At 72.4% G+C, this 13,328-nt stretch carries 13 protein-coding genes and 1 tRNA gene; 11 read left to right on the top strand and 3 right to left on the bottom strand.

Translation table 11 applies throughout. The annotated features are described in order from the left end of the window. Positions 1-45 precede the first annotated feature (45 nt). Complete coding sequence (locus ACOOE8_RS03865) at positions 46-2,265, top strand: hypothetical protein (protein ID WP_420393546.1); 2,220 nt, start codon at positions 46-48, stop codon at positions 2,263-2,265. 67 nt (positions 2,266-2,332) lie between these two features. Next, on the top strand, positions 2,333-3,334 hold the full coding sequence (locus ACOOE8_RS03860; protein WP_420393545.1) for an LLM class flavin-dependent oxidoreductase: 1,002 nt from the start codon (positions 2,333-2,335) through the stop codon (positions 3,332-3,334). 23 nt (positions 3,335-3,357) lie between these two features. On the opposite strand, the gene ACOOE8_RS03855 is transcribed toward ACOOE8_RS03860, so the two are convergent. After that, the gene (locus ACOOE8_RS03855) at positions 3,358-4,695 is read right to left on the bottom strand and encodes an esterase-like activity of phytase family protein (protein ID WP_420393544.1); all 1,338 of its coding nucleotides are present in this window, start codon (positions 4,693-4,695) and stop codon (positions 3,358-3,360) included. Between the two features lie 129 nt (positions 4,696-4,824). Here ACOOE8_RS03855 and ACOOE8_RS03850 point away from each other — a divergent pair, with 129 nt between their 5' ends. From ACOOE8_RS03850 to ACOOE8_RS03810, 9 genes are all read left to right on the top strand, one after another. After that, positions 4,825-5,628: an urease accessory protein UreD gene (locus ACOOE8_RS03850; RefSeq protein ID WP_420393543.1), complete on the top strand. Its 804-nt coding sequence runs from the start codon at positions 4,825-4,827 to the stop codon at positions 5,626-5,628. A 66-nt stretch (positions 5,629-5,694) separates the two neighbouring features. Further along, a complete protein-coding gene (locus ACOOE8_RS03845) occupies positions 5,695-5,997 on the top strand; it encodes an urease subunit gamma (RefSeq protein WP_420393542.1) in 303 nt (100 codons plus the stop codon). A 5-nt stretch (positions 5,998-6,002) separates the two neighbouring features. Next, positions 6,003-6,311 (top strand): urease subunit beta, encoded by a 309-nt coding sequence (locus ACOOE8_RS03840; RefSeq protein WP_420394621.1) that lies wholly within the window; start codon positions 6,003-6,005, stop codon positions 6,309-6,311. A gap of 28 nt (positions 6,312-6,339) precedes the next feature. Then, positions 6,340-8,037: an urease subunit alpha gene (ureC, locus tag ACOOE8_RS03835; RefSeq protein WP_420393541.1), complete on the top strand. Its 1,698-nt coding sequence runs from the start codon at positions 6,340-6,342 to the stop codon at positions 8,035-8,037. A 39-nt stretch (positions 8,038-8,076) separates the two neighbouring features. Next, complete coding sequence (locus ACOOE8_RS03830; protein WP_420393540.1) at positions 8,077-8,541, top strand: DUF29 domain-containing protein; 465 nt, start codon at positions 8,077-8,079, stop codon at positions 8,539-8,541. Positions 8,542-8,615: 74 nt separating this feature from the next. Then, a complete protein-coding gene (locus ACOOE8_RS03825) occupies positions 8,616-9,053 on the top strand; it encodes an urease accessory protein UreE (RefSeq protein ID WP_420393539.1) in 438 nt (145 codons plus the stop codon). Next, positions 9,031-9,711, top strand: a complete 681-nt coding sequence (locus ACOOE8_RS03820; RefSeq protein WP_420393538.1) for an urease accessory protein UreF — start codon at positions 9,031-9,033, stop codon at positions 9,709-9,711. Before ACOOE8_RS03825 ends, ACOOE8_RS03820 begins: the two co-directional genes overlap by 23 nt. Positions 9,712-9,765: 54 nt before the next feature. Beyond that, positions 9,766-10,386 carry an urease accessory protein UreG gene (gene ureG, locus ACOOE8_RS03815; RefSeq protein ID WP_420393537.1) on the top strand — a complete coding sequence of 207 codons (621 nt, stop codon included), beginning with the start codon at positions 9,766-9,768 and terminating at the stop codon, positions 10,384-10,386. A gap of 646 nt (positions 10,387-11,032) precedes the next feature. Beyond that, positions 11,033-11,109: transfer RNA gene (locus ACOOE8_RS03810), tRNA-Arg, on the top strand. A 20-nt stretch (positions 11,110-11,129) separates the two neighbouring features. Here ACOOE8_RS03810 and ACOOE8_RS03805 read toward each other — a convergent pair. Together ACOOE8_RS03805 and ACOOE8_RS03800 are read right to left on the bottom strand one after the other, a co-directional pair. Next, the gene (locus ACOOE8_RS03805) at positions 11,130-12,335 is read right to left on the bottom strand and encodes a glycosyltransferase family 4 protein (protein WP_420393536.1); all 1,206 of its coding nucleotides are present in this window, start codon (positions 12,333-12,335) and stop codon (positions 11,130-11,132) included. Beyond that, positions 12,332-13,285, bottom strand: coding sequence for a hypothetical protein (locus tag ACOOE8_RS03800; RefSeq protein WP_420393535.1), 954 nt, complete (start codon positions 13,283-13,285; stop codon positions 12,332-12,334). The genes ACOOE8_RS03805 and ACOOE8_RS03800 overlap by 4 nt, the downstream gene beginning before the upstream one ends. Between the last annotated feature and the right edge of the window lie 43 nt (positions 13,286-13,328).

Genomic DNA, 13,328 nt, shown 5'->3' with positions numbered 1-13,328 from the left:
CTACGTTGGGGTCGGTCGTAGGGGACGCGCTGGAAAGGACCGAAGATGGCTGCACTTGTGAGGCTCGTGTTTTGTGCCGTCCTCGCTGCGGGGCTCGCGTCGTCGGTGCAGGCGGAGGCCACCGCGCCGTGGCAGGACGAGGCGCTGCTCCGGCTCGACGACCTTCGCACGCGCGATGCCTGCTTCCCGGCCGGGGCGCCCCGCACCGTCCGCGTGCTCGGCCTTGCCGAGGCCGACGCGCTCGGCGAGCGTGACGCGGCGGTCATCCTGGCGGACCTTGCCGACGCCGTGGCCGCCGGGTCGGGTCTGCAAGTCAGCCAGTCGGAGGACTTCCGCCTGATCGAGTCCGGCGAGGCGGGGATGAGCGTCCTGGAGCGCTACGAGACGATCAGGTCGCTCGGCCGCGGTGAGGCCGCCGACGTCCTCCTCCTCGTTTGGCCCTACCGGGCCGACCGCGGCGCGGTCGAGGCGCAGGTGTTCGTATGGGCGCGTGCGGCGGTGGAGGGCGACGTTGCTGGGCCTTGCGTCGAGCTGGTCGACGCGGCGTTGCGCGATCGTCTCCGCCCGGACGACGCCGTCGTCGCGCAGGAGCGCGCTCCCGCGCGCGGAGGGCCCGCGGGCGCGGTCGAGGTCGCCGGGCTCGAGGCCGAAGGCGGACGAGGCCCGGGCGTCGCGTCGGCCGCCGACCGGGCGGCCGACGCCGACGAGGCCGGCGACGGCACCGAGCCGACGTTCGACACCGCGCGACGGACGGGCGATGCGCTCCCAGCGGAGCCGGATCGGGCGGAAGTCGCGGAGCGAGCGGACACACGGGACGAGCGCGCTGGTCAGTCCGACGTGGCCATGGCAGGGCACTTCTCCATGCGGTCCGATGCGGGACGGCCCGCGGCCGACGTCACGGCTCCCGTCGCGGACGAGGCTCCCGTCGCGGACGAGGCTCCCGTCGCGGACGAGGCTCCTGCCGCGGACGAGCCTCCCGCGGTGGATGCGGCCGCCAGCGACGTCGGCCAGCCCAGCGAGCCCCTCGATGCCGCCCCGAGCAACGACGTCGAGCGACGCGTGGCCATGCGGCGCGTAGGTCCCGACGAGCGCGTCTGCGAGGCGGCCTACGCCGAGGCCGCCAGGCTCGGCACCCTCCAGGCGCTCGAGGACGCCGTCGTGTCCAATCCGTCCTGCCCCCAGGCCGACAAGGCGATCGACACCATCATCGCCCTCCAGCGCCTGTCTGCCGCCGCCGACGCCACCGCCATGGCTGAGGACGCGGCGCTCGCCCCACCCATCCCGTCGGAGGTCACGCCGCCGGCACCTGACCCGCTGTGCGAGGAGGCCTTCGCGGCGGCCACCGATCGCGGCACCCAGGACGCGCTCGAGGCGTACGTCGCCACCCATGCACAGTGCCCCCAGAGCGCCGCCGCCGCCGCGGCGGTCATCGCACTGGAGCGCCGGTCCGAGGCGGACGCGCGCCAGCGTCGCTGCGACGAGGCATTCGTCGAGGCCATCGCCGGTGGGACGGTCGACGACTACGAGGCGTACCTCCAGCGTCACGCCGAGTGTCCCAACACCACCGCGGTGGCGCGGCTGCGCGATCGCGCCGTGAAGGACATGGGTTGCCGCGAGGCGTTCGACGTCGCGGCAGCGCGTGACGATGCGGAGGCCTACGACGAGTTCGTTCGCAGGAACCCTTGGTGTCCGCAGGTCAGCGCGGCCCAGCGCCTCGCGGACGCGGCCCTGCGATCGGCGATCTACGAGTCGGCCGAGGTGCCGATCGCGGCGCTGACGGTGCCGGACCCCGCCGCGGAGAGCTACGAGGTGCCAGCGGACGGGCAGGGGGCGACCCTCACCATCGACGCGGTGGAGGAGGACGTCTTCGGGCGCTTCCGCGCCGAGCACCTCGGGCCGGACACCCTCGTCGCGGAGGGCCCGGGCATCCAGCGCCACGTGATGGGACCCATCGAGGCGGAGATCGTCCGCGGCGACGCCTCGCTCTACGAGGACGTGCTGGAGCGCTGGCGCGGCGAGCCCGACGAGCAGGTCACCTACAAGCGGACCTTCGACGCCGCCTACGCCCTGTCGGGCCGCCTGTCGCCCGGATCGGAAGTCGGGTTCTATGCCCTCGGGCTGCGCGAGGAGGAGGAGTCGGCGGTCCTGTTCCTCACCTTCCCGGTGGAGGAGGGCGGCCTCGCCGCCATGCCGTTGCAGGGCGTCATCACCGAGATCGCGTGCTCGGCGTACTTCGGGTCGGCATCGCTGCCGTGCGCGCGCTGACCGCGCTTGCCACTGCGTGCCGTAGCAACTAGCTTCGGCGGGCGTGGCAACGCTCAAGGAGGCACGCATGCTTACCTCCGTCCTCGACCTGTCGCCGATCCCCGAGGGCGGGACCCCGGCGGACGCGTTGGCGAACTCCGTCGCCTTGGCTCGGCACGCCGAGGCGCTCGGCTACACGCGCTACTTCCTCGCCGAGCATCACAACATGCCCGGCATCGCGAGCTCGGCGACGGCCGTCGTCGTCGCCCACATCGCCGCTTCGACGACGACCATCCGGGTCGGCTCGGGCGGCATCATGCTGCCCAACCACGCGCCGCTGATGGTGGCCGAGGCGTTCGGCACGCTGGCGACGCTGCACCCGGGGCGCATCGACCTCGGCCTCGGCCGCGCGCCCGGGACGGATGGGCTCACCGCGCGTGCGCTGCGGCGCTACGCGTCGAGCGCCGACGCGTTCCCCCAGGACGTCGCCGAGCTCATCACCTACCTCGATGCCGAGCCGGGCTCGCTGCCGGTGAACGCCGTGCCCGGCGCGGGCACCCGCGTGCCGGTGTGGATCCTCGGCTCCTCCACCTTCGGCGCCGAGCTCGCCGCCGCGTTCGGTCTGCCCTACGCCTTCGCCTCGCACTTCGCGCCTGCGGCGCTGGAGGCGGCACGCGACATCTACCGCGAGCGGTTCCGTCCGTCGGAGCGCCTCGCGGCGCCGCACTTCGCCATGGCGGTCAACGTGTTCGCCGCGGACAGCGACGACGAGGGACGCCGTCTGATGACCTCGCAGATGCAGGCCTTCGCGAACCTGCGGTCCGGCCGGCCCGGCCCGCTGCCGCGCCCGGTGGACGACGTCGACGCCGTCATCGGCCGCGCGCTGCGCCCGCTGGTGGACGAGGCACTCAAGGTGAACGCCGTGGGGTCGCCTGCGACCGTGCGCGACCGGCTCGCCGCGATCGTGGCGCGCCATCGGCCCGACGAGGTCTTCGTGGTCGGGGCCATCCACGACCCCGCGGCGCGGCTTGCCTCCTACACCGTCGCCGCCCGGGCGATGGCCGAACTCGAGGCCCTGGCCGCCGCGTAAGGTCGCGACGGCCGGCGCTCCAGCTACCGCGCGGACAGGAGCTCGGGGACGGCGAGGAGCACGAACTCGTTCGCCATCGCCTCGTCGAGCTGACGCCCGGAGGAGAACGGCAGGTTGTTGTCCGTCGCCACGACGATGTGCGTGTCGTCGGCGCGCATGACGTCCTCGATGGTGAAGAACGGCAGGGTGAACGTGCCGGTGAGGTCGCGGTCCGCAGCGGTCTCCAGCCGGGCCTTGCCCTCGGGATCCTCGATCGCCATGAGGTCGATGTGGCCGATGCGCCGCATGACGCCGTCCGCACTGACGTCCGCGGTGTCGACGAGGACGACGCGCTTCAGCCGCGCCGGGTTCGGGAAGCAGTCCGGCCGAGGCTCCCCCTCGCAGGCGAGGGACGGGTCGCCCTCGCCGTTGTCACGCTCGATGACGAGGGCGCGCGTGGCGTCGATGAAGTTGAAGTCGCCGATCGCCGTCGCGCCCTCGGCGAGCGGGAACTTCAACGTCTGCCCCGTCCACTCCCTCGCCTCGGGATCGAACGCCATCACCTGGAGCGCGCGCTCGGCCGACCCCTCCAGGGGCTTCTCGAGCATCGCCCACAGGAGGCCGGTGGACGGCTGCAGCGCCATCCCCTCGTAGCCGCCCGAACGCGGCACGCGGTAGTCCTCGCCAGCGGTGGCCGGCACGCGGACCGAGGGGTGGTCGGGGCTCCTCAGCTCCTCGCCGTTCAGCACCGTCGGGTAGACCCCCTTCACCACGCCGTCGAGCGACGCGTTGATCAGGTAGGGACCGAACTCCTCGCCGATCCACACGTCCTCGCCGATGACCTGGATCGACTCGGGGTCGAAGTCCGCTCCCGTCAGGTAGCGCGCGTCCGTGCCCTCGTAGGCGATGCGAAAGGGGACCGCCTTGTCCGGGTCGCGCAGGAAGATGGTCTCCCGCCGATCCACCGTGCCCTCGTCGAAGTCCGGCGCGATCTTGTGGAAGAACAGCAGCGCGTCGGGGGAGTTGATCTTGGTGCCGAAGCCGTTGTCGGTGAGCGCGTAGATCGTCCCGTCCTCGGCGCGGTTCATGGCGAAGCCGGAGAAGCCTTGCACGGGCTGACCCTCGAACGGAAGGGAGAGGCCCGTGGGCCGGTTGCCGTGGAGCTCGCCCGTGTCGCCCGCTACCGAGCCCGGCTCCTCCACGCGCGCGGGTCCGGTCGCGAACTTGCCGGACACGCGCGCGTCGGCCGGGGCGTCGGCGGGGGGCTCGATCATGGTGTCCGCTGGGATGACGGCGTGGCCGGCGAGCGTCGCGGGGAACGTCTCCTCCGCCAACGCCGGCGTGGTGAGGAGCGCGGTGAGCGCAACGGTCAATCGAAGCATGGCACCCTCGAAGTGTTGGTTGGCCCCTGCGCTAGTGCCGGCGTCTGACGCTCCGATGACCGCTTTGCGACGTTTGCCTGACCGATGCCGCAGCGTGGGACGCGCAGCGTGGACGCTGGCACGCAACGGATGACGCTACCGGCCGGGCGCGACCAGCGCAGCGTCGGCCGCGCCATCGTTCAGCTGGTCGACCGAGACGGGCGTCCGGCGCTGGAGCGCAGCTATCAGGCCGGTTCGGCGAAGCTGCGCTTTACCTCGACAAGGCATCCGATCGAGGCGCTGTTGCTCAACACCTCGGGCGGCCTCGCCGGCGGCGACGCGTGGTCCGCCGACGTTTCGGCGGCGGCACACGACCTCACCGTCTCAACCGTGGCATGCGAGCGCGTCTACCGCTCCGATGACACGGCGGCGCGCGTCGACCAGGGCCTTGCGGTGGGCGCCGGCGCCGTCCTGAGGCACCTGCCTCAGCCGACCATCGTGTTCGACGGCGCCAAGCTCGCCCGCCGCACGCGAGTCGACGTCACGGCCGGCGGGCGGCTCACCCTGTGCGAGGGCATCGTGCTTGGCCGCGCGGCGCGGGGCGAGGAGGTCGCGCAGCTCGACCTCACCGACCGCATCGACGTCGCCGTCGATGGCCAGCTCGCCTTCGTCGACGCGCTGCGCCTCGACGCTGCCGCGCTCGTCCGGGTCATGGGACCGGCCGGGCTCGCAGGTTCGCGCGGCATCGGCCTCGTGCTCCACGTCGGCGACGACGGCACGGCGCGCGCCCGCGAGGCCCTCTCGGCCGTCCCGGTGAGGTGGGGCGCGAGCCTCGTCGGCCCGGTCACCGTGGTGCGCGTCCTCGCGCCGTCCCACACCGCGCTGCAGGACGCGCTCGCCCGCGCCGTCCTCGCCGTGTCCGGACGGCCCGTGCCGCGGTCCTGGACGCTATGAGGATGACGGCTTGCCGAAACTGGCGCGGGTGTTGCAAGTCAGCGCGAGAGGGATCGGAGCGGCCGCATGAACCTGTCGCCACGCGAGAAGGACAAGCTGATGATCGCGATGGCGGCGGAGGTCGCGCGGCGGCGACGCGAGCGTGGCGTCAAGCTGAACTACCCGGAGGCGATCGCGCTCATCTCCGACTTCGTGATGGAGGGCGCGCGCGACGGGCGTTCCGTCGCCGACCTGATGGAGGCGGGCGCTGGGGTGGTCCCGCGCGCGGCGGTCATGACGGGCGTGGCCGAGATGATCCACGACGTCCAGGTCGAGGCGACCTTCCCGGACGGCACCAAGCTCGTCACCGTCCACGACCCGATCCGGTGAGCGGCGTGATCCCGGGCGAGGTGGTGACGGCCGACGGCGAGATCGAGCTGAACGCGGGTGCGGACGTGGTCGAGCTCGAGGTCGCGAACACCGGCGACCGGCCGATCCAGGTCGGCTCGCACTACCACTTCGCCGAGACGAACGGCGCCCTGCGGTTCGACCGCGAGGCCGCGCGAGGTCGCCGGCTCGACATCCCCGCTGGCTCTGCCACGCGCTTCGAACCCGGACAGGAGCGCACCGTCCGCCTCGTGCCGTACGGCGGCAAGCGCGTCGTGCATGGCTTCCGCGGCGACGTCGCCGGCCCGCTCGACTGACCTGCCCGCCCGTCGCCAAGGAGCTACCGTGCCGAGCCGCATTCCCCGCCGCGACTACGCCGCGATGTTCGGGCCCACGGTGGGCGACCGAGTGCGGCTCGCCGACACCGAGCTCTTCGTCGAGGTGACCAGGGACCACACGGTCTACGGCGAGGAGGTGAAGTTCGGCGGCGGCAAGGTCATCCGCGACGGCATGGGCCAGTCCCAGGCGACGCGGGAGCAGGGCGCCGTCGACACGGTCATCACCAACGCGCTGGTGCTCGACTGGTGGGGCGTCGTCAAGGCAGACGTCGGGCTGCGCGACGGGCGCATCGCCGGCATCGGCAAGGCGGGCAACCCCGACACCCAGCCCGCGGTCAACATCGTCGTCGGGCCGGGGACCGAGGCCATCGCCGGGGAGGGCAAGATCCTCACCGCCGGCATCATCGACAGCCACATCCACTTCATCTGCCCGCAGCAGATCGACGAGGCGCTCGCCTCCGGCGTCACCACCATGCTGGGCGGCGGGACAGGCCCTGCGACCGGCACCAACGCCACCACGTGCACCCCGGGCCCCTGGCACATTGCACGGATGATCCAGGCCGCCGACGCCTTCCCGATGAACCTCGGCTTCGCGGGCAAGGGCAACGCCTCGCTCCCCGCCGCGCTGCGCGAGCAGGTCGCGGGCGGCGCCATGGCGCTCAAGCTCCACGAGGACTGGGGCACCACCCCCTCGGCCATCGACTGCTGCCTGTCGGTCGCCGAGGAGGAGGACATCCAGGTGATGATCCACACCGACACGCTGAACGAGTCGGGCTTCGTGGAGGACACCATCGCCGCCTTCAAGGGACGCACGATCCACGCCTTCCACACCGAGGGCGCGGGCGGCGGACATGCGCCCGACATCATCAAGGTGGCGGGCCTTGCCAACGTCATCCCCTCGTCCACCAACCCGACGCGGCCCTACACGGTGAACACCATCGAGGAGCACCTCGACATGCTGATGGTGTGCCACCACCTCGACAAGTCGATCCCCGAGGACATCGCCTTCGCCGAGTCGCGCATCCGCCGCGAGACCATCGCCGCGGAGGACATCCTGCACGACATGGGCGCGTTCTCCATCATCGCCTCGGACAGCCAGGCGATGGGGCGCGTCGGCGAGGTGCTGACGCGCACGTTCCAGACCGCGCACAAGATGCGGGTGCAGCGCGGCCGCCTGCCGGAGGAGGAGGGCGACAACGACAACCTTCGTGCCCGCCGCTACATCGCGAAGGTGACGATCAACCCTGCCATCGCGCATGGGATCGCGCCGCACGTCGGCTCGGTGGAGGTGGGAAAGCGCGCCGACCTTTGCCTGTGGTCGCCAGCCTTCTTCGGCGTGAAGCCCGACATGGTCTTGATCGGCGGCACCATCGCGGCGGCGCAGATGGGCGACCCCAACGCCTCGATCCCGACGCCACAGCCGGTCCACATGCGGCCGATGTTCGGCGCCTACGGCGCGTCGCTGACGGCCTCCTCCGTCACGTTCGTCTCCCACGCGGCCTCGCGGGTGGACTACGGCACCTTCAAGGATACGGTGCCGGTGAAGAACTGCCGCAACATCGGCAAGGCGGACATGAAGCTGAATGATGCCACTCCGACGATCGAGGTCGACCCTGAGACGTACCGCGTGACCGCCGACGGCGAGCACCTCACCTGCGAGCCCGCCGACGTCCTGCCCATGGCCCAGCGCTACTTCCTGTATTAGGTGTCGGTCGACGCCGCCTCGACGGGACCAGGGACCGCCATGCCCGACGCTGCCGCCGACACCCTCGCGCTTGCCCGCCACGGCTACGACGTGGACTTCTTCCTATGGACGCAGGAGCAGGCGGCAAGGCTCCGCGCCCGCGCGGACGCCACCCTCGACTGGGCCAACCTTGCCGAGGAGATCGAGGGCTTGGGCAAGCGCGACAGGCGAGAGGTCGACAGCCGCCTCGAGGTGCTGCTGCTGCATCTTGTGAAGTGGCAATACCAGCGCGAGGCGCGTTCGGCCGGTTGGATTGGCTCGATCAGGGAGCAACGCCGCAACATCGAGCGTATCGTCGAGGACAGTCCGAGCCTGCGGCAGCGGCCGAGCGAGCGGCTGTCGCGAGCCTATGCTGTCGCCCGCAGCCAAGCGTCCATCCAGATGGGGCTCCTCGGCTTGGATCAGCTTCCGGTCGAGTGTCCGTTTGCGATCGCCGACGTCCTTCGCCATGACTGGCTGCCCTGACGGATGAGCGGTGCGGCGGGTCCACACGTCGTCGGGGGGCGAGCGAACGCGTTCCTGCGATCCATGCGGCGGCAATGATCCGAGCGCACCGGCTGGTCAGCGAGGGCGACGCGGCCCTCATCGCCCGCCTGCCCCACGGCGATCGCCACCGACGGCGGCTCGTCGTCAACACCGAGGGAGGCGAGCGCGTCCTCATCGACCTCGCGGCGGCGACGGCGCTGCGCCACGGCGACCGGCTCGCCATGGAGGACGGGCGCGTCCTGCGCATCGAGGCGGCGGAGGAGGCCGTCGCCGACATCACCGCGGCCGACGCGACGCTCCTCTCGCGCCTCGCCTGGCACCTCGGCAACCGGCACACGCCGACGGCGGTGATGGCGGACCGGCTGCGCATCCGGCGCGACCACGTGCTGGAGGCCATGGTGACGCGCCTCGGCGGGACCGTGACGCACCGCGACGCTCCCTTCGACCCGGAGGTCGGCGCCTACCACGATGGGGGCCACCATCATCCCTGAGCCGGCGCTGGCGCGCCTTTTGGCGTGGTTCTCGCCAGCCAACCCCATCGGGGCGTACAGCTACTCGCACGGGCTCGAGGCGCTTTGTGAGGCCGGTGCCCTCGCCGATGCGCGGGCCGCACGCGATGCTATCGCCGTCGCCCTCACCGACGGGGCGGGGCGCACCGACGCCATCCTGACCGCGCACGCCTGGCGCGCCGTCCATGCCAGGGACGCGGCTGCGTTCGAGCACGTGCGCGGGCTCGCCGTCGCGCTCTCGGCCTCGCGGGAGCGGCGCGAGGAGACGCTCCATCAGGGCGAGGCGTTCGTCGAGGTGGTCGCCGCAGCATGGCCGTGCGACGCGCCGCCGCCCGCGCCGCCGCTGCCGCTACCGGTCGCCGTCGGCGCGCTCGGCGCCGCCCACGGCGTTCCCCTCGCCGCCCTCCTGTTCGCCGCCACCTCGGCCTACGTCGCCAACCTCGTGTCGGCCGCCGTCCGCCTCGTCCCCCTCGGGCAGACCGATGGGCAACGCATCACCGCCGCCCTCGCCCCCGAGGTCGCCGAAGTCGCGGCGGGTGCCCTTGGGGCATCCCTCGACGACGTCGGCGGCGCCGCGCTCGGCCTCGACGTCGCCGCCATGCGCCACGAGACGCAACACGTCCGCCTGTTCCGCTCGTGATGCCCTTGCCAGCGCGACGAGCTGGTGACAGAGGAGGTCGACGGAGGAGCCTTCATGTCGCGTACCGCCCACGGACCGCTGCGCGTCGGCATCGGCGGCCCCGTCGGCTCCGGCAAGACGATGCTCATGGAGCGCCTTTGCAAGGCGCTGCGCGACCGCCTCGACATCGTCGCCATCACCAACGACATCTACACCAAGGAGGACGCGCTCATCCTCGCGCGCGCTGAGGCGCTCGCCGAGGAGCGCATCATGGGCGTGGAGACCGGCGGGTGCCCGCACACGGCGATCCGCGAGGACGCGTCGATCAACCTCGCGGCGATCCGCCAGATGCGCGAGCGCTTCCCCGACGTCGACCTGGTGCTCGTCGAGTCCGGCGGCGACAACCTCGCCGCGACCTTTTCGCCGGAGCTCGCCGACCTCACGATCTACGTCATCGACGTCGCGGCGGGGGAGAAGATCCCGCGCAAGGGAGGCCCTGGCATCACGCGCTCCGACCTCCTCCTCATCAACAAGACGGACCTCGCGCCCTTCGTCGGCGCCTCCCTCGACGTCATGCGCGAGGACGCGGCGCGCATGCGCGGCGACCGGCCCTTCCTGATGACCAACCTCAAGGCAGGGGAGGGCGTGGACGGCGTCGTCGCCTTCCTGCATGAGGCCGGCGGCCTCGGCGCCTAGAGCGGTCTGGGTTGGGTGGCACCACCCCACGACAAAAGATCGCTTTCGATCAACGAGCTAGAGCAACTTCTCTGGGTCTGAGAAGACCCAGGATGCTCTCGCTCGACGGTGCGGACGAAGGCCCGACCCGGTCGTCCCGTTCCGGCTGCGCCGAGGCCGTTGACGAAGGCTCGGTGGGGGCTCCGCGCGGGTCCGCCGCTTCGCCGTCGCACGGAAGGGACCGCGTGGCCTGGCGCGGCCTCGCCATGGGCTTTGCGCCGAGCAGGCGATGGGGGTATCGGACGCCCGCCTCGACGACGCGTCTGCCGAGCCCGGCGTCCGCCACGTCGGCTGCGTCGCCAAGGGCGAACCCACGCAGACCGGAGGCACGCCGCACCCCAACCGTGACATCATGCGACAGTGGCGAGCGTACCATGCGCTACGACGCCGTGCGCCGTTGGCAGCAACCGACGGGACGCGCCTGAACACGCTCCCCATGGCCGCGGGACGGTCGACGGACCGTCTGAAGGGCGCCGCTATCCGGGCACCGCCGCAACGCTGAAGGCTGCGGCGGGGCCCGCGGTGTGCGCGGTCGCGCCGCTCGCCGCCGCTAGCTTTTGGTGACCCCTGGTGCCGGTGGCCGGGGACTGTGCTAATGTCGCGGGGCGTCCTCGTAGCTCAGCAGGATAGAGCACAGGATTCCTAATCCTGGGGTCGCAGGTTCGAATCCTGCCGGGGACACCAACAGATCCCAGCGCGTCGGCTCAGCCGTTGGTACGCCGCACAGCCTCCATCGCCGTGCTGTACGCTGCGAGCGTGGCGCGCCCGAGCGCGACCTTGGTGAGCGTCGCCGCGTGGGCGAGGCCCTCTTCCCGACAGCGTCGCACCAAGTCGGGCGTTGACCAGAGCCGGGTCATCGCGTGCGCGATCGCCTGGGGCTCGCAACGGTCGGCGAGGACGCCCGCCCCCGTCGCCTCGACGAACTCCACCGCGCTGGCGTCCTCCCGGCAGGCGACGAGGGGGCGGCCGAAGGCGGCGGCCTCGCGGTAGACGATGCCGTAGGACTCCGTCCGCGAGGGGGCGAGCACGAGGTGGCACCCGGCGAGCACACGGTGCAGCGCAGCGTCTGCGATCCGCCCGTGGTTGACGATCGTCGCGGCCTTGCTCGGCGCCATCGCGAGCCTTGAAAGCGCGCCCCCCTCGTCGTCCGCGTCGGTGCCGACGAGGTGGAGGCGCACCGGCCGCTCGCGGGCAAGGATCATCGCCGCGCCGATCGCCTCGTCGAAGCCCTTGCGCGGCTCGGCGCGCCCCACGAACGCCATCGTCAGCGGTCCCTCGCAAGGGTCCGGCCACGGCGCGGCCGCGCCGGCCGCGATGGTCGCCGCATCGAGCGCTAGCCCGACGACGCGGTGGGCCGCATCGTGCGCGAGCCCGTAGTGCGCGGCGAGGAGCCGCTGCGAGGCGTGCGTGTTGAAGATCGACAACTGCGCCCGCCGAACGAGCTGACGCTCGAGCCGGTGCGCGAAGGCGAGGTCGATGCGATCGCGTGCGCCCGTCGTCGGACCGAAGCTCATCGCCGCGGGCGTCGAGTGACGCACGACGAGGATGGGAGCGCGCGGGCCCATCCGCAGGAGGGCGGCCGGCGCGTACCAGTTGGTGGACTCGATGACGTCGGTGGGTTCGTGCTCGGTAAGGAGCGCGCGGCGGAACGCGAGGGGGCCCGCAAGGTGTCCGACCGCCGCCCGGCGGCGCCCCCAGCCTAGCGTGCCGCCTCGGGGTACGGCGCAACCGATTAGGGTCACGCCGTCCACGTCCTGCCGCGTGCCGCGCGGACGGTCCGCGGACAGGACGCGCACGGCCGCGCCCGCCTCCACGAGGCCGGTGGCGATCGCCTCGGCGGCGCGGGCGAGCCCCGTCGGCACCGGCGGATAGCTCCAGGTGAGGAGCACCACCCCCAGCGCGGCGCTCACGCGCTGTAGGGTCGCTGCAGCGCCTCGGCCTCCGCGGCGCGCTCCGCCGACTGACCGAGCGCATCATAACGCGCCTGGCGTGCCGCCACGTGCGCGCCGGTCAGCCGGTGCTCGATGGGCATGCCGAGCGCGATCATCGTTCGCCGCCAGTCGTCGCACGCGTCCGGCCGCTCATGGACGCGGCCGCGGAAGCGGACGGTGCGGCGCACCAGCCGGTACTGAACGTCAGGCCACAGGTCCGAGAGTGCGCCGTCGACGAGGTTGCGCCTGGGGAAGCCCACCGCGTGAAGGCCGGCCCCGTCGGCCATCGCGGCGAGCCCTCCCACGGAAGCAAGGGTCCTCCGGTCGAGGCGCTCGTCCGTGTCGAGGTGGAGCACCCAAGGCGTGCGTACCGCCGCCTGCGCCTGGTTGCGGCTGACGTCGAAGCGGTCGAGCGGGCAGGCGAGGACGGTGGCGTCGGTGTGAGGGCTCGCGCGCATCGCGTCGACCACCACGATGGTCGCCGCGAAGTGCCCAGCGGTCGCCGCGAGAAGATCCTCGAGGGCGCGGTCCGCGGCGCGCGACAGGACCACGAGGGTGACGTTGCGTGCGGGGCCAGGGACGATGCGTCTGAGGTGGCCGCGGGCCGGCTGCATGCGATGGCCGTGGATGACAGGCCCGGCGTCCGGGGCGAACGCGAGGCCGTTTGCGAGGGCGGCGGAGCGGAAGGTGTAGTCGTCGAGCAGGAGCCCGCCGAGCCTTGCCGGATCGGTGTGGACCGCCCCCTCGGCGAGCAGCGCAGCGAGCCGGTCCCACGGGTTGCAGCAGCCTCGAGGCCAGCGCGCGCCGCACCACAGGCACGTGGCGAGCTCACCGCGCCATGTCACGGCCCGCGCACCGCACAGGACGCACCTAGGGGCGAGCGAGACGGCCTCGGGGCGCGCGGCGGGCATCGGGAGGGACTGTGGCAACGGGGCGTCGGAACCTTGCTGGGCGCAGGGGTGTTCGCGCAGC

Origin of the sequence: Acuticoccus sp., from assembly GCF_965213555.1 — a bacterium.
Classification (GTDB): Bacteria; Pseudomonadota; Alphaproteobacteria; order Rhizobiales; family Amorphaceae; genus Acuticoccus.
Note: the sequence above shows the minus strand (reverse complement) of the source record. Positions and strands in the feature narration are given on the sequence as shown.